Raw genomic sequence first — 25,353 nt, forward strand, 5'->3', positions numbered from 1 at the left:
CGGCGCTCCCTTCGAACGACGGGCCTGCGCGGCGGATAGGGATGCGCGCCGGGCAGGCGTATTGACCAATCAGGACACCGGCAGGTTACGGAGCAGGGGGTAAAAACGGGGTATACGTTTGGGAGGGGGATATAAATGAAACGTAAACGCCCGCATTCAGGCCGTCGCTGCCTGAATGCGGGCGTGACGCACACACCGTTATGGATCACACCCAGGCGGCGTGGCGGAGGGGAGTGCAGCGGTGGAGAGGCGTGTGCCGTACCGACTCTAGGGCGTTCTAAAAATCCCAGTATTTAGAACATGCAACCCAAGGTGCACCAATTTGGTGCAGGAAATATGTAAATGAATGCTCCTTCTTAGGGCATTCCCCTAGTGTGACAATCCCGCTTCTGGTGCAGAATCTCATCCCATGCAGGTGAGGAGACAAAGCCCTGCATGGGCAAATACCGGCGGCACCGGTACATAAAAAAAGTAAAGCAGTACCCAAAAAAAGCAAAACGCACAGCGGCTGGCACCAGGTAGTGCCAGCCGTTGTCGCATAAAAAGCCGGCATTTGAAGTACCCGGGCTTTTCAGGCGCCGCGTTTCGCGATAATCAGACAGGGTCCGCTCACCCAGCTATGCCGGAATCGCGCCTTTCCTCCCCAAAGCCAGCCACGACTCCCTATTGGCGCCGCAATCTGCGGCTGATCCTGGTGTTGCTTGTCGTCTGGGCCGCGCTGACCTTCATTCCCGCCTATTTCGCCCGCAACCTGAACTTCGACTTCATCGGCTGGCCGTTCGCGTTCTGGATGGCGGCCTACGGCGCGCCGCTGGCATACCTGATCATCATCGGCATTTACGCCCGGGTCATGAACCGCGCCGATGAACACTCCGAAGACGCCGGGGGACACCGCTGATGCCGTTTTTCAGCGGAGATACGCCCCAGCAATTCAGAGTCCGGCTGCGCCGCATCTACGTGCTGTATACGGCAGGCTTCGCGTTGATGATCCTGTTGATGGCGCTGGCCGAGATCCTGGGCATGCCGCGCAACTGGATCGGCTATGTGTTCCTGCTGGTCACGGTCAGCCTGTACGCCGGCATCGGCATCGTCTGCCGGACCTCGGACCAGGTGGAGTACTACGTGGCCGGCCGGCGCGTGCCGGCGATCTACAACGGCATGGCCACGGCCGCCGACTGGATGTCGGTGGCGTCCTTCATCGGCGTGGCGGGCACGCTCTACCTGACGGGCTATGGCGGGCTGGCCTACATCATGGGTTGGACCGGCGGCTACGTGCTGGTGGCCATGTTGCTGGCGCCCTACTTGCGCCGCTTCGGCCAATACACCATTCCCGACTTCATGGGCGCGCGCTATGGCGGCAACATGCCGCGCCTGGCGGGCGTGGCCTGCGCCATTCTCTGTTCCTTCACCTATCTGGTGGCGCAGATCTACGGCGTGGGCATCATCACCACCCGCATGACCGGGATTTCGTTCGAGCTCGGCATCTTCGTGGCGCTGGGCGGCATGCTGGTCTGTTCGTTCCTGGGGGGCATGCGCGCGGTCACCTGGACGCAGGTGGGGCAGTACATCATTCTGGTGATCGCCTATCTGGTGCCGGTGGTGTGGCTGTCGATCAAGCACACCAATATGCCCGTGCCGCAGCTGTCGGCGGGCGTGGTGCTGCAGCAGGTCACTGAAAAAGAGGTGTACCTGCAGAATGATCCCTCCGAAATCGAGGCGCGCCGGCTTTGGCAAGAGCGCGCCAACGAGATGGGCCGCCGGGTGGCGGCATTGCCCGAATCCTGGACGCTGGAAAAGGACAAGCTGCGCAGCCGGCTGGCCCAGCTCAACGCCACCGATGCGCCCATGGTCGAGATCCGCTCGGCGGAGCGCGAGCTGTCCAGCTACCCCGGCAGCGTGGAAGAGGCGCGCATTGCATGGTCGCAGTCCAAAGCCACTTTCGAAGCGCGGGCCGCGCCGGCCACGCCGCATGCGGAACCCTTTCCCTCCAAGGACCCGGAAGAGCAGCGCAACATGCGCATCAACTTCCTGGCGCTGGTGCTCTGTCTGATGCTGGGCACTGCGGGCATGCCGCATATCCTGATGCGCTCATACACCACGCCTTCGGTCATCGAGGCGCGCAAGTCGGTATGCTGGTCGCTGCTGTTCATCCTGCTGCTGTACTTCATGGCGCCGGCGCTGGCGTTGCTGGTGAAGTACGAGGTCTATACCCAGGTGGTGGGATCCAGCTTCCTCAGCCTGCCCAATTGGGTGCATGCCTGGAGCGCCGTCGACAGCAATCTGCTGGACGTGACCGACGTCAACCGCGACGGCATCGTGCAGCTCAGCGAGATCAGCATGGGCGCCGACGTGGTGGTGCTGGCCATGCCGGAAATCGGCGGCTTGCCCTACGTGATATCGGCCCTGGTGGCGGCGGGCGGCCTGGCCGCGGCGCTATCCACCGCCGACGGCTTGTTGCTGACGCTGTCCAACTCCCTGTCGCACGACATGTGGTATCGCATGGTGTCGCCGCGCATGTCGGCGGCGCGCCGCGTGATGGTGTCCAAGATCCTGTTGCTGCTGGTGGCTTTTGGCGCCGCCTGGGTGGCCGCGCGCAAGCCGGCGGACATACTCTTCATGGTGTCGGCGGCGTTTTCCTTCGCGGCTTCGTCCTTTTTCCCGGCGCTGGTCATGGGCGTGTTCTGGCGCCGCGCCAACAAATGGGGCGCGACGCTGGGCATGGCGGCGGGGCTGGCGGTGACGTTCGCCTACATGACCCACACGCATCCGTGGCTGCGCGAATGGGTGCTGGGCATATCGCGCACGCAGCCGGTGGACCTGTGGTGGGGCATCCAGCCGATCGCTGCGGGCGTGTTCGGCGCGCCGGTGGCTTTCCTGACGATCATCGTGGTGTCCCTGCTGACGCCGCCGCCCGACCGCGCCACGCTGGCGCTGGTGGACTATCTGCGCCATCCGGGCGCGTCCAAGCCGCAGGGGGAGCGCGCCTAAGGCGTGCCGCAGGCGTCGGCCTTCCGGTTTTCCGGGTCGATGCAGGACGCCCACTGCGCCGCGGGCATGGCCTGCAGCAAGGTATAGGTCTGGCCGGGCGCCCATAGCCATTGCACGCCGCCCGGCGTCCGGCCGGCGGCGTCCCAGATCCGCTTGCGTTGCGCGGCGCTCATGAGGAACTGTCCGTTGCTGTCGCTGGTGCCTTTTGCCAGGACCTGGGCGGGGTCGCGCTTGGCGGCATAGATGCTGGCCGTGCCCTCGGCCGTCTTCCGGGGCTGCACGACGGTCCAGTCGTAGTGGTACGAGTCCAGCGCGGGCGCTTGCCAGGCCGGGCCGGGCAGTACCAGCACGGCGTACGGGTTCGGGCTGGCGCGGTAGGGCAGCCCCAGCACGGGGGTCTCGTCCGACCATGTCTTCCGTTGGCGTAAATAGCGCTGTGCCTCGCGGCCTTGGACATCGTGCGTCACGACTTCGAACGCGTCGTCGGATTTTTCTTGATACGAAATGGTGCGCAGGAGCCGGCCCGCTTCGTCATGCACGTAGCGGGTCACAGGCCGGGACGCTGCGGCGCAATCGTTGGCGCCCAGTTCGGCCAGCCAGCCGTGGGCGTCGTAGCGCAGGCAGAATCGCGCTGGCGGGTTGCGGCGGCCGTCCCAAGCGCGCGAGCGTTCTTCGTAGCCCGTCAAGCGGCCGCTGGCGTCATAGTAGAAGCGCGTTTCCGCGTGCGGCGCGGGTAGCGCGGCCACGCCCGATTCCCGGGCTTCCTGCACGGCGCTGGCGCTGTAGCGGGCAATGCCGCATAAATGCCGACGGCCGTCCGCGCCGCTTTCCCAGCGCAGCATGGTGACGCCGATGCGGGCGTCGGGCGCGGCCGCGTAGACCGACCAGTCCACGCGTTCTGCCCAGATGATGGCGGTGGCGCGGGCGCCCGTGTCGATGGCCACGCCAGGCAGCCACGAGCGGATGCGCGAACCGTCCAGCGCCAGCAAGGTGTTCGCGTCGTCCAGCGAAACGTCCATCACTCCGGTTGTGCGCTGCGCGGACGCGGCCAGCGGTTCGCAGAGCGCGCTCGCCAGCCCGGGCATCATGGACAGCGCCGTCAGCGCCAGCAGCCGCAGCGCGGAATCAGAGCGTGGCATTGTGCAGGTAGGCGATCAGCCCCCAGAGTTCGCTGCTGACGCCGCCCAGGCGCAGGGCGCCATCGCGCGTGTCCATCAGCAGGAAGGGGTAGGCGTTGCGCTCCAGCTTGCCGGGAGGCGGCAGCCGGTAAGGCGTGAAGTGTTCGCCCGATAGCAGGTAGGTATTGCTCATGTCGCCGACATCCACATGCAGGTACCAGACGGTCAGGTCCGTGACGTTGAGAGCCGGGTCCGCTTCGGGGTATATGCCGCCCTGGCCGGCAGGGATGGCGCTGTCCAGCACGGCCATGAGCACGGCGCGCGGGCCGGGTCTTGGAAAGTAGCCGCCTTCGCCGCCGCGCTGCGTGAAGGCCTGGCGGATGAACCCCGCGCCGCGCGTGCCAGGCGTCACCGTGCGGGTGAACAGCGCGTCCAGCTCGGTTTCCGAGAGCGGGCGGGGCGTGGCGGACAGCCGGTCCAGGTCTTGCTTGAAAGCGGTGAACCAGGCGCGGTAGCGCACGAGTTCGGCGGCGCGGTTGAAGTCCTGGGCCCAGGCGTTGCTTGCCGTCAGAAGGCCCAGGCCGCCCAGGCACAGAGCCGCTGTCAGCCAGCGGCGGATGCGGAAGTACACCGTCGGCTGGGCGCGGGGCTTCAATGCGAGACGGATTTCGAGAAGACGTTCATCACCACCACGCCGGCGATGATGAGTCCGATGCCGATCAGCGCGGGCGTGTCCAGGTGTTGCTTGAACAGCACCGCGCCCACGATGGAAATCAACACGATGCCCACGCCGGACCAGATCGCGTAGGCGATGCCCACGGGAATTTCGCGCAACGTCAGCGACAGGAAATAGAACGAGATCAGGTAGCCGACCACCGTGATGATGGACGGCGTCAGGCGCGTGAAGCCTTCGGATCCCTTGAGCGCGCTGGTCGCGAAGATCTCGGCGATGATGGCCACACCCAGGTACAGCCACTTCATTTGCGCGATCCTTCGGATTGCCGCAGCAGCACCAGCAGGGCGCCGGCGCCGCCTTCGCGTTCGGGGGCCTCGGAAAATGCCAGCACTTCGCTTTTCTGCACCAGCCAGGTGCGGGCCTTGTCCTTCAATACCGGCTCCAGCCCCTGCGAACCGTAGCCCTTGCCGTGCACCACGCGCACGCAGCGGATACCGTGTTCCTGGCATTCGTCCAGGAACGACAGCAGGGCGTGGCGGGCCTGTTCCACCCGCAGGCCGTGCAGGTCCAGTTCGGCGCCGGCGCGCCATTGGCCGCGGCGCAGGTTGCGGGCGGTATCGGGCGCGGCGTCGCTGCGCACGAAGGCGGTGCCGCCTTCGGACAGCAGGTGCGTGATTTCACCGCCATCGGAGACGCCGGCGTCGGCGCGTGCGGGCGTTTCGCCCAAGGCATTGGCGCGGCGCAGCGCGGGCGCGGGTTCCGCCACGGGCTTGTGTTCCACCCGGGCGGCCTGCTTGATCGGCGTGACCGACTTCATGGTGCGCTTGAACGCCGCCATGTCGTCCACGGGGGCGGTTTCGGGCTTTTTCAGCACCGCCACCCGCTGGGCGAGGGCGGCGCGCTCGCGTTCGGCCTGCAGGTCTTTCTTCAGGCGTTTCAGGTCGGCCAGGCCGACCTTACTGCCCCGCATTCTCCAGCCACCGTTGTGCGTCCAGCGCGGCCATGCAGCCCGTGCCGGCGCTGGTGATGGCTTGGCGGTAGACGTGGTCCTGCACGTCGCCGGCGGCGAACACGCCCGGGACCGAGGTCATGGTGGCCATGCCGGACAGGCCGCTCTTGGTGACGATGTAGCCGTCCTTCATTTCCAGCTGGCCCTGGAAGATTTCGGTGTTGGGCTGGTGGCCGATGGCAATGAAGGCGCCGGTGACCGTCATGTCCTCGGTGGCACCGGTGTCCACGTGGCGTACGCGCACGCCGGTGACGCCGCTGTCGTCGCCCAGCACTTCTTCCAGGGTATGGAACAGCTTCAGTTCCATGTTGCCGTTCTCGACCTTGCTCATGAGCTTGTCGACCAGGATGGGTTCGGCGCGGAACTTGTCGCGGCGGTGGATCAGGGTGACCTTGCGGCAGATGTTCGACAGGTACAGCGCTTCTTCCACGGCGGTATTGCCGCCGCCGACCACGACCACGTCCTGGTTGCGGTAGAAGAAGCCGTCGCAAGTGGCGCAGCCGGACACGCCGCGGCCCATGAAGGCCTCTTCCGAGGGCAGGCCGAGGTACTTGGCCGAGGCGCCGGTGGCGATGATCAGGGCGTCGCAGGTGTAGATCTTGCCGGTGTCGCCCGTAAGGGTGAACGGGCGCTTCGACACATCGACCTTGGCGATGTGGTCGAAGATCATTTCGGTGTTGAAGCGTTCGGCGTGCTTCTGGAAGCGCTGCATCAGGTCCGGACCCTGCACGCCATCGGCGTCGGCCGGCCAGTTGTCGACGTCCGTGGTGGTCATGAGCTGGCCGCCTTGGGCCAGACCTGTAACAAGAACAGGGCTCAGATTGGCGCGTGCCGCATAGACGGCCGCCGTGTAACCGGCAGGGCCGGAACCGAGTATCAAAACTTTAGCGTGCGTAGGCGTGGACATGGGCGGGTATCTTTAGGTTAACGCCCAATTATAATGAGCCGCATGCCGCGTATCTCGACTGCTTCTCCGCGCGCTTCGCGCAACACCCGTAACGGGCCTTCCCCCCTGCAGACGCGCTTGTCCGCGCTGCTGCGTGAAGCCCGCTGGATCCTCTTCGCCGCCCTGGCGGCCTGGCTGACGTTGGTGCTGGCCACCTGGAACGCCGCCGACCCGGGCTGGTCGCATTCCGTCCCCGCCGGCGCCATCCACAACCGGGGCGGGACCCTGGGCGCCTATCTGGCGGACATCCTGCTCTATCTGTTCGGTTTTTCCGCCTGGTGGTGGGTAATTCTGCTGCTGCACCGGGTGCGGGCGGGCTATCGCCGCCTGGCCAGCCACCTTCGCGTTACCAATAGTAAGCAGCCGGAAGTGTTGCCCCGCGTCCACTGGGAAGAGGGCATCGGTTTCTTCCTGCTGCTGGTGGGTTCGCTGGGCATGGAAGCCCTGCGCCTGGCCAGCCGCGGCACGCACCTGCCGGGCGCCTCGGAAAATACCAGTGGCGCGGGCGGCGTGATCGGCCAGACGCTGGCCGACCTGATCGGCCGCAGCATCGGCTTCACCGGCAGCACCCTGGCCTTCCTGGTCATGCTGGCCATCGGCCTGAGCCTGTTCTTCTCGTTCTCGTGGCTGTCCATCGCCGAACGCGTGGGCTCCTGGCTGGAAGGCCTGGTGCGCCGCGTCCGCGATTCCTATGCCGCGCGCGAAGACCGCAAGGTCGGCGAGGTCGCCAAGGCCGTGCGCACCGAACAGGTCGTGGCCAAGCAGGAAAAGCTGGTCCACGAGCAGCCGGTCCGGATCGAACCCGCAATTACCGTGGTGCCCAAGTCCGAACGGGTCGAAAAGGAAAAGCAGCAATCGCTGTTCTTCGCGCCCTCGGGCGGCGCCGAAGGCGACCTGCCGGCCATCAGCCTGCTGGATCCGCCCCTGGCCAACCAGGAAACGGTGTCGGCCGAGACCATCGAATTCACCTCGCGCCTGATCGAAAAGAAACTGGCCGACTTCGGCGTGTCGGTCACCGTGGTGGCGGCGCAGGCCGGCCCGGTCATCACGCGCTACGAAATCGAGCCCGCCACGGGCGTGAAGGGCAGCCAGATCGTCAACCTGGCCAAGGACCTGGCGCGCGCGCTCAGTTTGGTCAGCATCCGGGTGGTGGAAACCATCCCGGGCAAGAACCTGATGGGCCTGGAACTGCCCAACCCGCGCCGCCAGATGGTGCGCCTGTCCGAGATCCTGGGTTCGCAGACCTATCACGCCAGCCATTCCGTCGTGACGATGGCGCTGGGCAAGGACATCGCCGGCAACCCGGTGGTGGCCGACCTGGCCAAGATGCCCCACCTGCTGGTGGCGGGCACGACCGGTTCGGGCAAGTCGGTGGGGATCAACGCCATGATCCTGTCGCTGTTGTACAAGGCGGACGCGTCCCACACCCGGCTGATCCTGATCGACCCGAAGATGCTCGAAATGAGCGTCTACGAAGGCATTCCGCACTTGCTGGCGCCGGTGGTCACCGACATGCGCCATGCTTCCAACGCGCTGAACTGGTGCGTGGGCGAAATGGAAAAGCGCTACCGCCTGATGAGCAAGATGGGCGTGCGCAACCTGGCGGGCTACAACACCAAGATCCGCGACGCGATCAAGCGCGAGGAACCCATCCCCAATCCGTTCTCGTTGACGCCGGACGCACCCGAGCCGTTGTCGCCGCTGCCCACCATCGTGGTGGTCATCGACGAACTCGCCGACCTGATGATGGTGGTGGGCAAGAAGATCGAAGAACTGATCGCCCGCCTGGCGCAGAAGGCGCGCGCCGCCGGCATCCACCTGATCCTGGCCACGCAGCGCCCCAGCGTGGACGTAATCACCGGCCTGATCAAGGCCAACATCCCGACGCGCATCGCGTTCCAGGTGTCGTCCAAGATCGACTCGCGCACCATTCTGGACCAGATGGGCGCTGAAACCCTGCTGGGCCAGGGTGACATGCTCTACATGCCGCCGGGCACCGGCCTGCCGGTGCGCGTGCACGGCGCGTTCTGCAGCGACGACGAAGTGCATCGCGTGGTGGAAAGCCTCAAGGCTCAGGGCGAACCCAACTACATCGAAGGCCTGCTGGAAGGCGGCTTGGACGGTGACGGCGGCGAAGGCGCCAGCAGCGTCACCGGCATCGGTGGCGATGCTGAATCGGATCCGATGTACGACCAGGCGTGCGAAGTGGTGCTCAAACACCGCCGCGCCTCCATCTCGCTGGTGCAGCGCCACCTGCGCATTGGTTACAACCGTGCTGCCCGGTTACTGGAGCAGATGGAGCAATCGGGTATGGTGTCGGCGATGCAGTCCAATGGCAACCGCGAGATCCTCGTTCCCGCAGCCGCTGCCGCCCGAGAGGAAGCTTGATGAAGATGTTCCGTCGACTGGCCGCCGTCGCGGCCCTGAGCCTGGCGCCCGCCCTGGCGTTAGCCGCCAGCGCGCAGGAGCAGTTGCGCGCGTTCGTGGCCACGGTGACCTCCGCCACCGGCTCCTTCTCGCAGTACACGGTGAACAACCAGGGCCGCACGCAGCCTGCCCAGACCGGCGTGTTTTCGTTCCAGCGTCCCGGCAAGTTCAAGTGGGCGGTGCAGAAGCCGTATGAACAGCTGGTGGTGTCGGACGGTCGTCAGGTATTCCAGTTCGATCCGGACCTGGCCCAGGTGACCGAACGCAAGGTTGACGCCGCCATCGGCACCTCGCCCGCGGCCATCCTGTTCGGCTCGGGTTCGCTGGAGCAGTCGTTCGACGTTTCGGCCCTGCCGTCCAAGGACGGGATCGACTGGCTGCGCGCCAAGCCGCGCACCGCCGATGCGGGCTTTTCGCGCGTCGACATCGGCATGAAGGACAACCTGCCGGTGCGCGTGGAACTGCTGGATTCGTTCGGACAAACCACCCGCGTGGATCTGTCCGGTATCGCCGCCAATCCGCAGCTGCCGGCGAAGGAATTCCAGTTCGTCGCGCCGAAGGGCGTGGATGTGGTGAAGATGTGAAAAAAAAGCCTGGCAACGCCAGGCTTTTTCTTGCGTGGTGTCCGCTTAGGGACGCTTATACGCAATACAGTCGACCTCTACCTTGGCGTCGACCACCAGCGACGATTGCACGCAGGCCCGCGCCGGCGGATTCTCTCCAAAGTACTCCTTGAACACCTTGTTGAACGACGCGAAGTCGCGCGCGTCGTCCAGCCATACGCCGCAGCGCACCACGTGTTCGGGGCCGTAGCCCGCTTCTTTCAGGATCGCCAGCACCTGCTGAATGGCCTTGTGCGATTGGGTCACGATGCCGCCTTCGACGACTTCGCCATTGTCCATCGGCACCTGGCCGGACACGTGCAGCCAGCCGTCGGCCGCGACCGCGCGGGCGAAGGGCATGTGCGAGCCGCCCTGGCCGGTGCCACCGGCGACGCCGTAGCGGGTGATGCCGTTGCTGTCGGCGGTGGGAGCATTGCTCATGGTTCTCTCCTTGGAATGAGGGTCGGTCTGGCGCAGGGCGCCTATTGGAAGTTCTTGCGCAGGTCGCCGCTGCGCGGCAGCCAGCGGCCGGCGCGGTCGCCGGTGGCCTCGCCCTGGCGGTAGGACAGGGCGCCATTGACCCAGACCGCCTCGATGCCGGCGGCGGTCTGCACCGGGGCGGCGAAGGTGGCGCGGTCGATGACCGTGGCCGGATCGAACAGCACCAAGTCCGCGTGGTAGCCCTCGCGCACCAGGCCGCGCTCGGCCAGGCCGAAGCGCGCGGCGGACAGGCCCGTCATCTTGTGCACGGCCTCGGTCAGCGGGAACAGCCCCACGTCGCGGCTGTAGTGCCCCAGTACGCGCGGGAACGCGCCCCACAGCCGCGGATGCGGCATGGGGTCGTTGGGCAGGCCGTCGGAGCCCACCATGGTGAGCCGGTGCGATAGCACGCGGCGCACGTCGTCTTCGTGCATGTTGTGATACACGGCGCCCGCCGGCTGCAGACGCGCCGCCGCTTCCAGCAAGGGCAGGCCCCAGTCGGCGGCAATGTCCGCCAGCTTGCGGCGGGCCTGCTCCGGATGCGGCACGGACCAGGTGATGTCGATGTCGAACTCGTCCGTGACCTGCTTCAGGTCCAGCGTGGACGAGCTGGCGGAATAGGGATAGCAGTCGCAGCCTACGTGTTGCAGGCGGCCCGCGGTTTCCAGCGTGGCCAGGACTTCCTTCGTGCGGCCCCAGTTGCCGGCCCCGGCGCACTTCAGGTGCGAGACCACCACCGGCACGCGGGCATGTTGGGCGATGTCGAAGGCTTCCTGCATGGCTTCCAGGATGGTCGCGAATTCCGAGCGCAGGTGGGTGGTGTAGAGCGCGCCGAATTCGTCCAGGGCCTCGGCCAGCAGCTTGACCTCGTCGGTATCGGCGTCGAAGGCGGAGGCATAGGCCAGTCCGGTGCTCAGGCCGACGGCGCCGTGCGCCAGCGCATCGCGCAGCTGTGCGCGCATGGCCAGGACTTCGTCGCGCGTGGCGGCGCGGTCGAGCCGGTCCATGTGGTTGCTGCGCAGGGCTGTGTGGCCGACCAGCGCCGCCACGTTCACGGCGGGCTGCGCGGCCTCGATGGCGCGGGTGTAGTCGGCAAAGGTGGGATAGCTGAAGTCGGCGCGGGACCCCAGCAGGTTCATCGGATCCGGCGGTTCGCCGCGCAAGGCCACGGGCGAGGCGCTGATGCCGCAGTTGCCCACCACCACGGTGGTAACCCCCTGGGACAGCTTGGGCAGCATGTCCGGCGTGCGGATGACGTTGGTGTCGTCGTGGGTGTGCACGTCGATAAATCCCGGGGCCAGCGCCAGGCGGGTGCCGTCGAAAAGATGGCGGGCGGACGCGCCTGGCAGGTCGCCGATGGCGGCGATGCGGCCGTCGGCCAGCGCCACGCTGGCGCGGTAGGCGGATTCGCCGGTGCCGTCCAGGATCAGCACATTGCCTATGAGGGTGTCGTACATCTTGTGTTCCAGTTCAATCGCCCAGCGGCAGGCGGTTCGGGCCGCCGCGGTGTTCGTCCAGCGCCAACTTGATGCGGCGCAGGCGCTCCCGGTTTTCTTCCTGGTTCAACATGGCCAGTTCGGTCGAGAGCAGGTCTATGGCCAGCATCATCGCGTAGCGCGACGCCGAGGGTTTGTAGATGAAGTCGGTTTCGTCGGTGCGGATGGGCAGGACCACGTCGGCCAGTTCGGCCAGCGCCGAGGTCGCGTCGGTGATGGCGACGATGCGCGCCTGGTACTGCTTGACGATGCGGGCCGCGCCCACGATTTCCGGCGTCAGGCCCGAGGCCGACAGGATCAGTACGGCATCGCGCTCGTCCAGGGTGGCCGCGACCATGCGCAGCAGCACCGCGTCGCTGTAGACGGCGATGGGGTAGCCCAGCCGCACCAGGCGCGACTGCACTTCCTGCGCCAGCACGGCCGACGCGCCGCCCATGCCGAACACGTAGATCATGCGCGCGCCGTCGACGATGCCGGCGGCCGCTTCGAACAGCTGCTCGGTAAAGTTGGGCAAATGCGCGCGCAGCGTGCTTTCGATGTCGGCGTAGATGCGGGCGTAGAAGGTGCTTTCCTCGGGCGCCGCGCTGGGGTCGAGAAAGCGGCTGCCCACGGTGCTGGCCTGGGCCAGCTTCAGCTTCAGGTCGCGCGTGTCGTCGCAGCCGACCGTGCGGGCGAAGCGCGAGATGGTGGCGATACTGACGCCGGCCTTGGCGGCCAGTTGGTCGACGGTGGCGCTGGCGCCCCAGATGATGTCGTCCAGAATGGCGTCGGCGACTTTGCGTTCGGTCACGCTCAGCGAGTCCCGTCGACTGCGTATCTGGAAGACGATGTCGCGGATGATGTTCATGTGGGCTTCCTGGGTCTGGTCTGGACAGGGCGGCGATCAGGCGGCCAGTTCGGCATCGCCGATGCGCGAACAAGCCACATAGTGGCCCGGACCGACGTTGGCGGCCTGCGCCTCGGTGGTCGCGCAGCTTTCGATGGCGTACGGGCAGCGGGTGCGGAACACGCAGCCGGAAGGCGGATTGACCGGGCTGGGGATGTCGCCCTTTAGCAGGATACGCGAGCGCGGCGCGCGCGGGTCCGGCACCGGCGCGGCGGACAGCAGCGCGCGGGTATAGGGATGGCGGGGGCGGGCATAGACCTCGCTGGTGGGGCCGCGTTCCATGACGCGGCCCAGGTACATCACCACGACCTCGTCGCACAGATAGTCCACCACCGCCAGGTCGTGGGCCACGAACAGCATGGTCAGCCCCAGGTCGCGCTGCAGGTCCTGCAGCAGGTTCAGCACCTGAGCCTGCACCGAGACGTCCAAGGCCGAGACCGGCTCGTCGGCCACGATGAAGTCGGGCTCGACCGCCAGGGCGCGGGCGATGCCGATGCGCTGGCGCTGGCCGCCCGAGAACTCGTGCGGATAGCGGCGGCTGTGGTCGGCGTTCAGCCCCACGCGTTCCAGCAGCTCGCCGATGCGGGCCATGCGGCGGTTCTGTGCCAGGCGGTGCGTGTCCAGCGCCTCGCCCAGGATCTCGGCCACCGTCATGCGCGGGTTGAGGCTGGCGTAGGGGTCCTGGAACACGATCTGCATGCGGCGGCGCCAGGGCAGCATCTGTTTTTCGGACAGCTTGGTGATGTCCTGGCCGTCGAACAGGATGCGTCCGGCGGTGGGCGCGAACAGGCGCAGCAGGGCGCGGCCCGTGGTGGTCTTGCCGGAGCCGGACTCTCCGACCAGACCGACGATGGTGTTGCGCGGCACGTCGAAGCTGACGCCGTCCACGGCCTTCACCACGGGGGCGTTGCGCGCCTGCGAGGTGGGGAAGTGGACTTTCAGGTCCTGGATCCGCACCAGCGGCTCTTCGGCGCGGATGGGAATGGGGCTAGTCGTCATATCGGATTCACCTTGATGCAGCGCGCGCGGTGTTCGGTCTGCACCGGCATGAGTTCAGGCACGGCGGCGCGGCAGTCGTCGGCGGCCAGCGGGCAGCGCGGCGCGAAGGTACAGCCGGGCGGCAGCGACAGCACGCTGGGCACGTTGCCGGGAATGGCCCGCAGGCGTTCGCCGGAGGCCAGCAGGGCGGCGGTGGGAATGCAGGACAGCAAACCGCGGGTGTAGGGATGCGTGGGCTTTTCGAACAGGTCGTAGACGCCGGCGTCCTCGACCACGCGGCCCGCGTACATGACCGCTACGCGATGCGCGATCTCGGCCACCACGCCCAGGTTGTGCGTGATGAACAGGATGCTCATGTTCATCTCGGCCTGCAGCCGACGCAGCAGGTCCAGGATCTGCGCCTGCACGGTCACGTCCAGCGCGGTGGTGGGCTCGTCGGCGATCAGCACGGCGGGGTTGCAGGCCAGGGCCAAAGCGATCATCACGCGCTGGCGCATGCCGCCCGACATCTGGTGCGGGTACTCGTTGACGCGGCGGTCGGCCGCCGGGATTTCCACGCGCTCCAGCATTTCGCGGGCGCGTCGGAGCGCGGCGTCATAGGAGCCGCCTTCGTGCTGCAGCACGGCTTCGGCGATCTGGTCGCCCACCGTGTACAGCGGGTTCAGGCTGGTCATGGGCTCCTGGAAGATCATGGCGATTTCGGCGCCGCGGATCTTGCGCAGGGTGGCGGGCGTGGCCTGGGCCAGATCGTGCTGCGCGCCCTGGCGGTCGCGGTACAGGATCCTGCCGGCCTCGATGCGGCCCGCCGGCTTGGGCAGCAGGCCCATGATGGACAGGCTGGTCACGGACTTGCCGGAACCGGACTCGCCGACGATGGCCAGCGTTTCGCCGCGGGCCAGGTCGAAGGTCACGCCATCCACGGACTTGGCGACGCCGTCGCGGCTGTGGAACCAGGTCTTCAGTCCTTCCACGGAAAGCACGACGTCTCGGGTGCTTGCGGTCATGATTACAGCTCCTTGCGCAGGCGCGGATCGAGGACGTCGCGCAGGCCGTCGCCGACCAGTTGCAGCGACAGCACGGACAACACGATGGCGATGCCGGGGAAGATCATGATCCAGTCGGCCGAACCCATGTACTGCTGGCCGGCGTTGATCATGGTGCCCCAGGTCGGGATGTCGGGCGACACGCCCACGCCCAGGAAGGACAGGCCGGCTTCGGCCAGGATCGCGTAGGCAAAGATGAACGTGCCCTGCACCAGGATGGGCGACCCCAGGTTGCGCAGCACGTGCACGGTGACGATGCGCCAGGTGGGCACGCCCAGCGCGCGGGCCGCTTCGACGAAGGGCAGTTCGCGGATCACCAGGGTCGAGGCGCGCACGATGCGGGCCAGGCGCGGCGTGTAGACGATGCCCAGCGCGATCACCACGTTGACCAGCGAGGGACCCAGCGCGGCCACCAGCGAGATTGCCAGCAGGATGTCGGGGAAGGCCATCATGGCGTCGATCAGGCGCGACACGAACTTGTCCGCGGTGCGGAAGAAGCCGGCGATCAGGCCCAATGCGATGCCCAGGATGCTGGACACGATGACGACGGAGAAGCCCACCATCAGCGACAGGCGGCCGCCATAGATGACGCGGCTGAACACGTCGCGGCCGAAGTCGTCGGTGCCGAACCAGTGCGCCGCGCCCGGCGCCTTGAGCCGGTTCATGATGGACAGCTTGAACGGATCGTAGGGGCTGAGCCAGGGCGCCAGCAGCGCGGCGGCCACCAGCACGATGATCACGATCAGGCTGATCAGCACGGTCTTGCGCGACACCAGCAGGCGCAGGACCTGCCAGCGGTCGGCGCCCGCGGCGGAGTTTGCGGAAGTTGCGATAGCCATATCAGTAACGCACCCGGGGGTCGACCAAGAGGTACAGCAGGTCGATGATGAGATTGATCAGGACATAGATGGCCGCGATGATCAGCAGCGCGCCCTGGATGACGGGGTAGTCGCGGCGCAGCACCGCCGACACCACCAGGCTGCCCACGCCGGGCAGTCCGAACACGGTTTCGGTCACGACCGCGCCGCTGATCAGCAGCGCCGTGGTCAGGCCCAGCACCGTCAGGATGGGGATCAGCGCGTTGCGCACGGCGTGCTTCAGGATCACCTTGCTTTCCGGCAGGCCCTTGGCGCGCGCGGTACGCACATAGTCGTCGCGCAGCACGTCCAGCATGCTGGCGCGGATAAAGCGCGTGATCAGCGCCGAGTTCACCAGGCCCAGCACCACGGCGGGCAGGATCAGGTGCGACAGCCGGGTCATGAGCGAGGCGTCCGGTCCGCCGTAGCCGGCCACCGGCAGCCATCCCAGCTTGACCGAGAACACTTGCATCAGCAGCAGCCCCAGCCAGAAGCTGGGCACGCTGGAGGTGAACATCGAGAACGACAGCACCGACTGGTCCAGCGTGGTGCCGCGCTTGACCGCGGACAGGATCCCCACGGGGAGCGCGATGGCGCTGGCGATCAAGAGCGACATGAGCGTCAGCAGGATGGTGGGCTCGGCGCGGTCGGCCAGCGCCGACAGCACCGGCTTGTTCATGAAGATGGATTGGCCCAGGTCGCCTTGGGCCAGCTTGCCCAGCCACGACAGGTATTGCACGACCATGGGCTGGTCCAGCCCCAGCTGGGTGCGCAGCGCGGCGATGTCCTGCTGGCTGGCCTGCGGACCCAGCATCACGGCGGCCGGATCCCCGGGCGTGACGCGGATGATCACGAACACGATGGTCGCGACGATGAACATCACGGCCACCAGCCCGACCAGCCGGTTTAAGAGATAACGCAACACGATGGATGTCCTAAAAAAGCGTCGTATCGTGGGGAGGGGGCGGCGCGCTTGTTGGAAGGGCGCGCTCCGCGGGGCATGCGCTGATGCGTCGCGCGCGGCAGGAGGGCTGGTTTACGCCTTTGCCCTGCCGCGCTACGCCATTTACTTCGACTTCCAGGCGTTCCAGAAGTAGGGCCACGGCACGGCCTTGGTGCCTTGCAGCGACGGCGAGCGCGCGGCCTGGGCGTTGAAGTCGCCGACCTTGATGAAGGGCACTTCGTCGTACACGGCCTGCTGCACGTCAGCCCAGCGCTTGACGCGTTCTTCCTGGCTGCGGGCCTGGTTGAAGGCGTCCAGCGTCTGGTTGCGGCGCGGCGTGTCCCACCAGCCCGGCGCGTCCTTGGACGGGAAGTCGATCAGGGCCGGTTCGGGCAGGAAGGGGCTGTGGGTAATGAAGACGTCCCACAGCGCCGGATCCTGGCGGCGTTGCGTCAGCGTGGCCCAGTCCACCACCTGCATGTCGACGGTGAAGCCGGCGGCCTTCAGGTACTCGGCGGCCACCAGGGCCATCTTGTAGTGGAACTCGTACTGCTGGCTGGTCAGGATGCGGATCTTGCGGTCCTGCACGTTGGCGCCGTCCACCAGTTTCTTGGCGCCGGCTGCGTCGCCCTTGTTGTAGACCTTGCCGCCCAGCGAGGTGGCCCAGGGATAGCCCTCGGGATAGAGGTCGCCGTTGAGCTTGTAGAAGTTCTTGTCGCCGAAGGCGGCGTACAGCATGTCTTCTTCGTTCAGCGCCAGCTGTACGGCCTGGCGGACCGCCAGGTTCGACATGATGCCCTGCTTGGTGTTGAGCACCAGGCGCGGCCAGCCGAAGGGCTTGAGCATGACGGGGTCGGAGCGGCCGTTCTTGAGCTTGGGCAACGATTCCACCGGCAGCGAATCGACGTAGTCGAACTGGCCGGCCACCGCGCTTTCGACGCGGGTATTGGCATTGCTGACCGGCACGAAGCGGATCTCGTCCAGGTACTGTTTGCGCGCGCCGCCAAAACCGTCGGGCTCGCCTTCGCGCTGCTTGTAGCCTTCGAAGCGGACCAGCTGGATGTACTGGTCGGGCACGCGCGCCTTCAACTGGTACGGGCCGGTGCCGACGAATTCGGTCAGGGCCGGCGCGATCTTGCCCTTGGGCATGATGACGGCGGCGCTGTTGTTCATGGCCAGCAATGCCGTCAGCGGCGCATAGGGCTGCTTGAGCGTGATGCGGATGGTGTTGGCGTCGGGCGCTTCCATGCCGGTGATGATCTTGGCGGCCATCTTGCCGCGCGTGGCGGTCTCGGTCCAACGCTTGAGCGAAGCCAGCACGTCGGACGAATCCATCTTGGAACCGTCGTGGAAGGTGATGCCCTGGCGCAGCGGGATCGTATAGATCAGCCCGTCAGCCGAGACTTCCGGCAGCTTGTCGGCCAAGAGCGGGGTCAGGTTCCACTTGCCGTCGAAGGTGTACAGCGTTTCGAAGAAGTGCTGGGTCAGGATGCCGACCAGGTCGGCCGTGCTGGTCATCGGATCCAGCGTCGGCGGCTCGCCTATGGTGGCGACCGAGATCGTGCCTCCCTTGATCGGCGTGGCACAGAGGGCGGGGGACGACAATGCGGTCAAGCCAATTGCGCCGGCCAGCAGCAGGCTATTGAGCCCACCGCCTCGCCGGGAGGTACGGAAGTTCATGATTCTCTCTCCAGAGGGTCAAAAACGGGTTTTGCTTGTAGTTAGATGAGTGCGCCGGGGTCCCGCGATGCTTCCTGCCCCCGCTCCGGCGCGGCGGGCAGGGACGTTCAGAAGAAGGTTTCGGCCACGTCGGTGACGCGGTATTGCTCGTCCACCAGCAGCACCTGGCGCCACTTGTCGAAGGTCAGGCAGGGGTGGGAGATGTCGAAGGCGATCATGTCGCCGACCTGGATGTCGTCGCCTGCGTCGATCTGCATGAAGGCGTGCTGGTCCATCATCGCGCTCAGCTTCCAGTGCGCGGGGGCCTGGCCGGGCGTGGTGTCGCGGCCGGGGCGGAACAGCGCGGCGGGCGTGGGCAGGCCGGCGTCGAAGGCGGCGTCGCGCTTGCCCATGGCGACGATGGCGCGGCCCGGTTCGGGTAGCGACTGCACATAGGCCCAGACCTGCAAGGCCGGCTGCAAGCCGGGTTCCATTTTCTGGGCGACCGGGTTGTGGGCGTTGATGCGCTCGGCAGCCGAGCGGTAGATGCCGACGTCGTGCGACAGGTAGCAGCCGGGGCGCAGCACGATTTCCAGCGGCGCGCCGATGTCCAGCTGCGAGAATTCCTCGGCCACTACGTCGAACCAGGCCGAACCGGCGCCGGAGATCAGGGCCGGGCCGTTCTTGCGCAGGCGGCCGGCGGCGGCCAGGCTGCGCAGGGAGTCGGTGGCGCGGCGCAGGAAGGCGCGGATCGCGTTTTCTTCCTGCAACACGCCTTCATAGACTTCGATGCCGGCCAGGGCCAGGCCGGGCCATTTGCCGATCTCTTCGACCAGCGCCTGCAATTGGGCATCGTCGCGCACGCCGGTGCGGCCGCCCTGCGGGCCCAGTTCGATCAGCACCGGCAAGGTCAGCCCCTGTTCGCCGAAGTAGGCGCCCAGCTGGGCCGCGTTGGCGGGGGAGTCCACGATGCAGAAAAAGGTGAAAGCCGGGTCGCGCAGCAGGCGGGCGATGATGGCCATGTTGGCGCGGCCCACTAGCTGATTGGCCATCAGCACCCGGCGGATGCCGTGCTGATAGGCCGCCTGGACCTGCGGCGCGGTCGCCAGCGTGATGCCCCAGGCGCCGCCCTCGATCTGGCGGCGGAACAGCGCCGGGCTCATGGTGGTCTTGCCGTGCGGCGCCAGCTTGACCTTGTACGCTTCCATGAAGCGCTGCATCCATTGCAGGTTGTGGCGCGCGCGGGCTTCGTACAGCACTGCCACGGGCAGGCTGACATCCTCATTGAGCAGATTCCAGTTCAGCGCGGCCACGCCCGCGGTGGTACAGGATTCCGGAAAGGCGCCCAGGCCTTTGCCGTTCGCGTCCAGGGGGGCTGCGGGGGAGGAGGAATTCGTCATGGGGGCGCCTGCTATGGAAAATATTTACGTCAAACCTGGTTTTTTTCATTATCGTGAAAAGAATTTACAAGCGGGAGCTAGGAGTTTCCCGTAGTCGGCGCTGTCCGGCGGTTGGCGCGACAATAGGAAAATCCTCCGACACAAGGAAAGCGTCATGCTGAAAGTTGCTTTGGGCCAGTTCGCCGTCAGCCGCGTCTGGGAAGAAAACGCCCAGGTCTGCATAGACTTGATGGAACGCGCCCGCGCCGGCGGCGCCGGCCTGCTGGTCCTGCCTGAAGGCATCCTGGCCCGCGACATCACCGATCCGCAGATCGTCCTGAAGGCGGCCCAGCCGCTGGACGGCCCCTTCATGAGCCGCCTGCTGGAAGCCAGCCGCGGCTCGCAGCTGGCGACCATGATGTGCGTACACGTGCCGACAGGGGAAGGGCGCGTCTGGAACACGCTGGTGACGCTGCGCGACGGCCAGATCCTGTCGCAATACCGCAAGCTGCACCTGTACGACGCCTTCAACATGAAGGAATCCACCAACGTCACGCCCGGCATCGACATTCCGCCGCTGCTGGACATCGGCGGCCTGCGCGTCGGCCTGATGACCTGCTATGACGTGCGTTTTCCCGAACTGGCGCGGCGCCTGGCGCTGGACGGCGCGGATCTGCTGGTGCTGCCGTCCGCCTGGGTCCGCGGCCCGTTGAAGGAAATGCACTGGGAAGTGCTGGTCACGGCCCGGGCGCTGGAAAACACTTGTTATGTGGCGGCCACCGGCGAATGCGGCGAACGCAACATCGGCTGCAGCATGGTGGTGGACCCGCTGGGCGTGGTGACGGCGCGCGCGGGCGAGGCGCCGGCGCTGGTGTTCGCCGACATAGACCCCGAGCGCCTGGCCCATGCCCGCAAGGTGCTGCCGGTGCTGGCGAACCGGCGCTTCGGACTGCCGGGGCTGGCCTAGGGCCATACCGGGGAGGCGCGGGCCGTTGCCATGGTGTAATGCTGACTTGAATTACTTGCTGTCTCCCCTCATCTCCTGCCAATGAGCAACGATCTCTTCGCGGCCGATCCTGCGCATCGGCCTTACGTGCCCCTGGCCGAACGGCTGCGCCCGCGTACGCTGTCCGACGTGGTCGGGCAGTCGCACCTGCTGGGGCCGGACAAGCCGCTGCGCGTCGCGTTCGAGTCGGGGCGCCCGCACTCCATGATCTTCTGGGGGCCGCCGGGCGTGGGCAAGACCACGCTGGCGCGGCTGATGGCCGACGGCTTCGACGCGCAGTTCATCGCCATCTCGGCGGTGTTGGGCGGGGTCAAGGACATCCGCGACGCCGTCACGGTGGCCCAGGTGGCGCAAGGCCAGGGGCGCCGCACCATCCTGTTCGTCGACGAGGTGCACCGCTTCAACAAGGCGCAGCAGGATGCGTTCCTGCCCTACGTGGAAAGCGGGCTGTTCACCTTCATCGGCGCCACCACCGAAAATCCTTCGTTCGAGGTCAATTCGGCGCTGTTGTCGCGGGCCCGGGTGTACGTGCTGCAATCGCTCACCGCCGAGGAACTGCAGCAGCTGGTTGACCGCGCGGTGCAGGCCCTGAACGACGGGCTGGAAGAGGGCGAGCGCATCCATGTCGATGCAGACGCGCGCGAACAGCTGGCGGCCTGGGCCGACGGCGACGCGCGCCGCCTGATCAGCGCGGTCGAAGTCGTGGCCGAATCGGCGCAGGCCGCCGGCCGGGACACGGTGGACGCGGCCTGGCTGGAGATCTCGCTGTCGCAGAACCTGCGCCGCTTCGACAAGGGCGGCGATGCGTTCTACGACCAGATCAGCGCGCTGCACAAGTCGGTGCGCGGTTCCAATCCCGACGCCGCGCTGTACTGGTTCTGCCGCATGATCGACGGCGGCGCCGACCCCAAGTACCTGTCGCGCCGCCTGGTGCGCATGGCGGTGGAAGACATCGGCCTGGCCGATCCCCGCGCCACCGACCTGGCCGTGAATGGCGCCGACATTTATGAACGCCTGGGCTCGCCGGAAGGCGAGCTGGCGTTGGCGCAGGCGGTGGTCTACATGGCCTGCGCCGCCAAGTCGAACGCCGTCTACAACGCCTACAACCAGGCGCGCAAGTTCGCGGCCGAGCACGGCAGCGCGCCGGTGCCTATCCACCTGCGCAACGCGCCCACCAAATTGATGAAGCAGCTGGGCCACGGCAAGGCCTACCGCTACGCGCACGACGAGCCGCATGGCTACGCTGCCGCCGAGCAATATTTCCCCGATGGACTCAATCCCTCCTTCTATCGGCCGACCGATCGCGGCCTGGAGGCTAAAATCCAGCAAAAGCTGGCATTCCTGCGCGAGCTGGACGCCCAGGAACGCGCCAAGAAACGGTAACGGGCCGCGCCCGTTGCTTCACGCAACCTCACCGATATCACCATGCTAGACCCGATACTGCTGCGCAAAGACCTGCAAACCGTCGTCGACCGCCTCAAAAGCCGTGGCGTGTCCTTCGACACGGAACGGTTCAATGAGCTGGAATCCCGCCGCAAGGCCGTCCAGACCGAAACCGAGTCCCTGCAAGCCCGCCGCAACGCGCTGGCCAAGCAGATCGGCCAGCTCAAGGCCAAGGGCGAGGACGCCAGCGCCGTCATGGCCGAATCCCAGGCCGTGCCCGTGCGCCTGAAGCAGCTCGAAGAAGAGCTGGCCGCCTTGCAGCAGCCGCTCAACGAATTGCTGATGTCGGTGCCCAACCTGCCGCACGCCAGCGTGCCGCTGGGCGAGTCCGCCGATGACAACGTCGAGGTGCGCCGCTGGCTGCCCGGCGCGGCCGGCGCCGACGGCAATCCGCCTGCCCTGGCGTTCGAGGCGCGCGACCACGTCGCCATCGGCGAACCCCTGGGGCTGGATTTCGACATGGCCGCCAAGCTGTCCGGCGCCCGCTTCTCGTTCATGCGCGGCCCCATCGCGCGCCTGCACCGTGCGCTGTCGCAATTCATGCTGGATTTGCAGACCGGCACGCACGGCTACACCGAGTGCTACACGCCCTACATCGTCAATGCTTCGACGCTGTACGGCACGGGCCAGCTGCCGAAGTTCAAGGACGACATGTTCGCCGTGTCCAAGGGCGGCGGCGACGACGATCCCAAGGTCGATGACCAGGGCAAGCCTTATGTGCGTGAAGACCAGTACCTGATCTCCACCTCGGAAATCACCCTGACCAGCGTGGCGCGCGACACCATCCAGGCCGCCGCCGACCTGCCGCTCAAGCTCACCGCGCATACCCCGTGCTTCCGTTCCGAAGCCGGCAGTGGCGGCCGCGACACCCGCGGCATGATCCGCCAGCACCAGTTCGACAAGGTCGAAATGGTGCAGATCACGCAGCCCGATCAGTCCTACGAGGCGCTGGAAGACATGGTCGGCCACGCCGAGCGCGTGCTGCAGCTCCTGGGCCTGCCGTACCGCGTGGTGCTGCTGTGCACGGGCGACATGGGCTTCGGCTCGGCCAAGACCTATGACCTGGAAGTGTGGCTGCCGGCGCAGAACACCTGGCGCGAGATTTCCTCGGTGTCGAACTGCGAGACCTTCCAGGCCCGCCGCATGCAGGCGCGTTTCCGCAATGCCCAGGGCAAGCCGGAATACGTCCACACGCTCAATGGTTCGGGTCTGGCCGTGGGCCGCGCGCTGGTCGCCGTGCTGGAAAATCACCAGCAAGCCGACGGTAGCGTGCTGATTCCGCAAGCGCTGCAGCCTTATATGGGCGGCCTGACGGTATTGAATCCGGCGGCGTAAGCCTGACGCGACATAGCCTGTCCATCCGTCATTTGGCGGAGTAAAAGACGGAGCCTTTGGGGCTCCGTTTTTTTTATTATCAATACATATTCCTGTCGCTTCAGGTCATTAACCTGGGGGCGAGAGCGCTTGATTATGATGTGAGCAATTGTGTATTCCAATAAAAGGGCCGGATAGTTACGGCACAATACGCCCCGTGTGCTACACGCTTCATTCACTTAAATAACAAGGAGTTGCCCATGACTTCAAGAATGATTGGAGATTTTCGTGTGAGATGCTCCGTGGCTCAGGAAGACGAGCAGGGCTACCGTGTGCAGATATGGACCCGCCGCGTCGGCGGTACCGCGCCGGAAAAATGCTGGACCGTGCCCGGGCAGGCGCCGTTTTCGAGCCTGCACGAAGCCGAGCAGGAAAGCCGGCAGTTGTTCCAGGGCATCAACGGGGTGCGCTTCAACGGTGAACCGGAGTTTGCCCATGCGTCCGCATAATGGCTGGTGGCGGTCGTCGAGCGAGCCCCGCCGTTGGATCGATCTCGTTCAGGAAGCGCCGCGGTGGGCCGATGACAAGGCCAGCAAAACCCCGCAGCAACCGGCCGTGCTGGCCGGCAAACCCGTGCAGGCCCCTACGGCCTGAGGCACCTTCGCGCGGCACCGGACATTGCCGCGCAGAAAAAAAGGCCACTCCTGCGAGTGGCCTTTGTCTTTTCCGGAGTTATCAGGCCTGCGCCTGGAGGCCGTCCCGCGGTTTAATCGTCGCGGTCATGTCCGCGGCCGCGGCCGTGGTGATGGTCGTGTCCGCGTCCGCGGCCATAGTAATAACCGCGGTCATAGTAGCGGCCGCCGCCGCGATAATAAACCGGCGCCGGGTAGACCACCGGCGGCGCGACATACACCGGCGCCGGGCGGTAATAGACGGGGGGCGGGGGCGCCACGTAAACCGGCTGGGGCGCGACGTAGACCGGCGCGGGGTACACGACGCCCGGGATGCCGATCGAGATGCCGACGTCCACGCGAGCCAGGGCGACGCTGGAGATCAGCAGACCAGCGGCACCAGCACCAGCGATAAGCCATTTTTTCATGTTGCACCTGCCTGCCGCATGACGCAGCAAAGTTGAGTATTCGTTGATGCCATTTTCGGGTTTTTTGATCAGGCAGACGTAAGCGGGCCGGCGTCAATCGCGACAATCCGCAACCGTCCCCGCAAACGCGGCATGCGGCTTGCTGCCATGCAGCAGCAATTGCCCGCTCTGGAGCGGCCACGAATGAAATCGATTGAAATCGCCTGGAATCAGGTGAAGTCGGGCGGGCAGGTTACAGGCGGTCACCATCCGCCCCTGTTTCCCGGTAACGGCGTTGCGCGGACGCAGCAGTTTCTGGGCTGCGAGCGCAAGCCGCGCTAGGCGTCCGGCTCGTCGTCGGCCTGCTGGCGGCGGAATTCGACGACCCATACCCAGGGGTTGGCGGCCCAGGCATGTGAGCCGTAGCGCTCGCACCAGGTCAATGCAAACGCTGTTTGCAGCGGCACGCCCGGCAGCAGGGCGGAGCTTTGATACAGGGCCTGCGTGCCTTCGGCGCGGGCATCGGCCTCGGACAGCGTTTGCAGGCGTTGGACCCGCACCCCGACGATCACTGCGGTGGCGAAGGTATTGCCGACTTCATCGGTCAATTCGATGCTGTCGCCGGATTTTCCATAAGGGCACCTGACCCAGCTGGAGGTCTTGCGCAGTTCGGTTGGATGATCCAGCGAAGGGCCCATGGCCACCCATCTGCCGGAATCGGCGGCATCCGCATACCAGACCGTGGTCAGCTTGGTGGGCTGCGGCTTCAGGATGCGCCGGCTCTGTACTTTGTGGCCGTCCAAAACAGCTTGTTTAAGCGGCTCGCTGAATTGAAGAGACTGCCTTTTCATACGCTCGCGGTTCCTCTCACGATCAAAGCATATGCGCCCATGCGGCGACTGCCGGGTCGACGCATGCCAACGGTGCGGGCGGTTTGGGCCTGGAATCGGGAAGTATGCCGCCTCATGACCATCATGTCAGGCATAGCCTGGGTTTTTGTGTCT

Annotated in this window: 25 protein-coding genes; 9 read left to right on the forward strand and 16 right to left on the reverse strand. The window is 66.2% G+C overall.

The window, feature by feature from the left end:
- Positions 1–619: 619 nt before the first annotated feature.
- On the forward strand, positions 620–898 hold the full coding sequence (locus AC6LKD_RS17890; RefSeq protein WP_498116984.1) for a DUF4212 domain-containing protein: 279 nt from the start codon (positions 620–622) through the stop codon (positions 896–898).
- Positions 898–2,988 (forward strand): sodium:solute symporter family protein, encoded by a 2,091-nt coding sequence (locus AC6LKD_RS17895; RefSeq protein WP_207468747.1) that lies wholly within the window; start codon positions 898–900, stop codon positions 2,986–2,988. Before AC6LKD_RS17890 ends, AC6LKD_RS17895 begins: the two co-directional genes overlap by 1 nt.
- Here the strand turns inward: AC6LKD_RS17895 and AC6LKD_RS17900 are convergent.
- The 5 genes from AC6LKD_RS17900 to trxB are packed head-to-tail and all read right to left on the reverse strand — an operon-like array spanning position 2,985 to position 6,698.
- The gene (locus AC6LKD_RS17900; RefSeq protein WP_013391890.1) at positions 2,985–4,127 is read right to left on the reverse strand and encodes a hypothetical protein; all 1,143 of its coding nucleotides are present in this window, start codon (positions 4,125–4,127) and stop codon (positions 2,985–2,987) included. The genes AC6LKD_RS17895 and AC6LKD_RS17900 overlap by 4 nt on opposite strands.
- Positions 4,114–4,761, reverse strand: coding sequence for a hypothetical protein (locus tag AC6LKD_RS17905; RefSeq protein WP_013391891.1), 648 nt, complete (start codon positions 4,759–4,761; stop codon positions 4,114–4,116). The genes AC6LKD_RS17900 and AC6LKD_RS17905 overlap by 14 nt, the downstream gene beginning before the upstream one ends.
- On the reverse strand, positions 4,758–5,087 hold the full coding sequence (locus AC6LKD_RS17910) for a DMT family transporter (RefSeq protein WP_013391892.1): 330 nt from the start codon (positions 5,085–5,087) through the stop codon (positions 4,758–4,760). Before AC6LKD_RS17910 ends, AC6LKD_RS17905 begins: the two co-directional genes overlap by 4 nt.
- Positions 5,084–5,752: a Smr/MutS family protein gene (locus tag AC6LKD_RS17915; protein WP_013391893.1), complete on the reverse strand. Its 669-nt coding sequence runs from the start codon at positions 5,750–5,752 to the stop codon at positions 5,084–5,086. The genes AC6LKD_RS17910 and AC6LKD_RS17915 overlap by 4 nt, the downstream gene beginning before the upstream one ends.
- A complete protein-coding gene (gene trxB, locus AC6LKD_RS17920) occupies positions 5,739–6,698 on the reverse strand; it encodes a thioredoxin-disulfide reductase (RefSeq protein ID WP_207468743.1) in 960 nt (319 codons plus the stop codon). The genes AC6LKD_RS17915 and trxB overlap by 14 nt, the downstream gene beginning before the upstream one ends.
- Positions 6,699–6,740: 42 nt before the next feature.
- On the opposite strand from trxB, the gene AC6LKD_RS17925 reads away from it, so the two are divergent.
- Entirely contained in the window at positions 6,741–9,125 is a 2,385-nt protein-coding gene (locus AC6LKD_RS17925; protein WP_085947787.1) for a DNA translocase FtsK, read from the forward strand.
- The gene (gene lolA, locus AC6LKD_RS17930; protein ID WP_498116985.1) at positions 9,125–9,748 is read left to right on the forward strand and encodes an outer membrane lipoprotein chaperone LolA; all 624 of its coding nucleotides are present in this window, start codon (positions 9,125–9,127) and stop codon (positions 9,746–9,748) included. The genes AC6LKD_RS17925 and lolA overlap by 1 nt, the downstream gene beginning before the upstream one ends.
- Before the next feature lie 45 nt (positions 9,749–9,793).
- On the opposite strand, the gene AC6LKD_RS17935 is transcribed toward lolA, so the two are convergent.
- From AC6LKD_RS17935 to AC6LKD_RS17975, 9 genes are all read right to left on the reverse strand, one after another.
- Positions 9,794–10,207: a RidA family protein gene (locus AC6LKD_RS17935; protein WP_118931699.1), complete on the reverse strand. Its 414-nt coding sequence runs from the start codon at positions 10,205–10,207 to the stop codon at positions 9,794–9,796.
- Positions 10,208–10,248: 41 nt separating this feature from the next.
- Entirely contained in the window at positions 10,249–11,703 is a 1,455-nt protein-coding gene (locus AC6LKD_RS17940; protein ID WP_498116986.1) for an N-acyl-D-amino-acid deacylase family protein, read from the reverse strand.
- A gap of 13 nt (positions 11,704–11,716) precedes the next feature.
- Positions 11,717–12,589, reverse strand: a complete 873-nt coding sequence (locus AC6LKD_RS17945) for a MurR/RpiR family transcriptional regulator (RefSeq protein WP_492276117.1) — start codon at positions 12,587–12,589, stop codon at positions 11,717–11,719.
- A 36-nt stretch (positions 12,590–12,625) separates the two neighbouring features.
- Positions 12,626–13,627, reverse strand: coding sequence for an ABC transporter ATP-binding protein (locus tag AC6LKD_RS17950; protein WP_013391900.1), 1,002 nt, complete (start codon positions 13,625–13,627; stop codon positions 12,626–12,628).
- The gene (locus tag AC6LKD_RS17955; RefSeq protein ID WP_498116987.1) at positions 13,624–14,631 is read right to left on the reverse strand and encodes an ABC transporter ATP-binding protein; all 1,008 of its coding nucleotides are present in this window, start codon (positions 14,629–14,631) and stop codon (positions 13,624–13,626) included. The genes AC6LKD_RS17950 and AC6LKD_RS17955 overlap by 4 nt, the downstream gene beginning before the upstream one ends.
- A gap of 2 nt (positions 14,632–14,633) precedes the next feature.
- Positions 14,634–15,509, reverse strand: a complete 876-nt coding sequence (locus AC6LKD_RS17960) for an ABC transporter permease (RefSeq protein ID WP_498116988.1) — start codon at positions 15,507–15,509, stop codon at positions 14,634–14,636.
- Position 15,510: 1 nt separating this feature from the next.
- Complete coding sequence (locus AC6LKD_RS17965; protein ID WP_013391903.1) at positions 15,511–16,452, reverse strand: ABC transporter permease; 942 nt, start codon at positions 16,450–16,452, stop codon at positions 15,511–15,513.
- A gap of 141 nt (positions 16,453–16,593) precedes the next feature.
- The gene (locus AC6LKD_RS17970; RefSeq protein WP_498116989.1) at positions 16,594–18,150 is read right to left on the reverse strand and encodes an ABC transporter substrate-binding protein; all 1,557 of its coding nucleotides are present in this window, start codon (positions 18,148–18,150) and stop codon (positions 16,594–16,596) included.
- Between the two features lie 107 nt (positions 18,151–18,257).
- Positions 18,258–19,529, reverse strand: coding sequence for an amino acid deaminase (locus tag AC6LKD_RS17975; RefSeq protein ID WP_498116990.1), 1,272 nt, complete (start codon positions 19,527–19,529; stop codon positions 18,258–18,260).
- A gap of 154 nt (positions 19,530–19,683) precedes the next feature.
- Between AC6LKD_RS17975 and AC6LKD_RS17980 the strand changes: the two genes are divergently transcribed.
- The 4 genes from AC6LKD_RS17980 to AC6LKD_RS17995 all read left to right on the forward strand — a co-directional run bounded on the left by AC6LKD_RS17980 (position 19,684) and on the right by AC6LKD_RS17995 (position 23,780).
- A complete protein-coding gene (locus tag AC6LKD_RS17980; protein WP_013391906.1) occupies positions 19,684–20,475 on the forward strand; it encodes a deaminated glutathione amidase in 792 nt (263 codons plus the stop codon).
- 81 nt (positions 20,476–20,556) lie between these two features.
- Positions 20,557–21,897 carry a replication-associated recombination protein A gene (locus AC6LKD_RS17985; RefSeq protein ID WP_013391907.1) on the forward strand — a complete coding sequence of 447 codons (1,341 nt, stop codon included), beginning with the start codon at positions 20,557–20,559 and terminating at the stop codon, positions 21,895–21,897.
- Between the two features lie 42 nt (positions 21,898–21,939).
- Entirely contained in the window at positions 21,940–23,292 is a 1,353-nt protein-coding gene (gene serS, locus AC6LKD_RS17990; protein WP_498116991.1) for a serine--tRNA ligase, read from the forward strand.
- A 239-nt stretch (positions 23,293–23,531) separates the two neighbouring features.
- Entirely contained in the window at positions 23,532–23,780 is a 249-nt protein-coding gene (locus AC6LKD_RS17995) for a hypothetical protein (RefSeq protein ID WP_013391909.1), read from the forward strand.
- Between the two features lie 257 nt (positions 23,781–24,037).
- Here AC6LKD_RS17995 and AC6LKD_RS18000 read toward each other — a convergent pair whose 3' ends face one another.
- Positions 24,038–24,370: a virulence factor gene (locus AC6LKD_RS18000; protein WP_013391911.1), complete on the reverse strand. Its 333-nt coding sequence runs from the start codon at positions 24,368–24,370 to the stop codon at positions 24,038–24,040.
- A 183-nt stretch (positions 24,371–24,553) separates the two neighbouring features.
- Between AC6LKD_RS18000 and AC6LKD_RS18005 the strand changes: the two genes are divergently transcribed.
- On the forward strand, positions 24,554–24,691 hold the full coding sequence (locus AC6LKD_RS18005; RefSeq protein ID WP_498116992.1) for a hypothetical protein: 138 nt from the start codon (positions 24,554–24,556) through the stop codon (positions 24,689–24,691).
- Here the strand turns inward: AC6LKD_RS18005 and AC6LKD_RS18010 are convergent.
- Positions 24,688–25,200, reverse strand: a complete 513-nt coding sequence (locus AC6LKD_RS18010) for an ASCH domain-containing protein (protein ID WP_013391912.1) — start codon at positions 25,198–25,200, stop codon at positions 24,688–24,690. The two genes, AC6LKD_RS18005 and AC6LKD_RS18010, sit on opposite strands and share 4 nt — an antisense overlap.
- Between the last annotated feature and the right edge of the window lie 153 nt (positions 25,201–25,353).

The sequence above is a fragment of the Achromobacter sp. D7-1 genome (assembly GCF_059760445.1).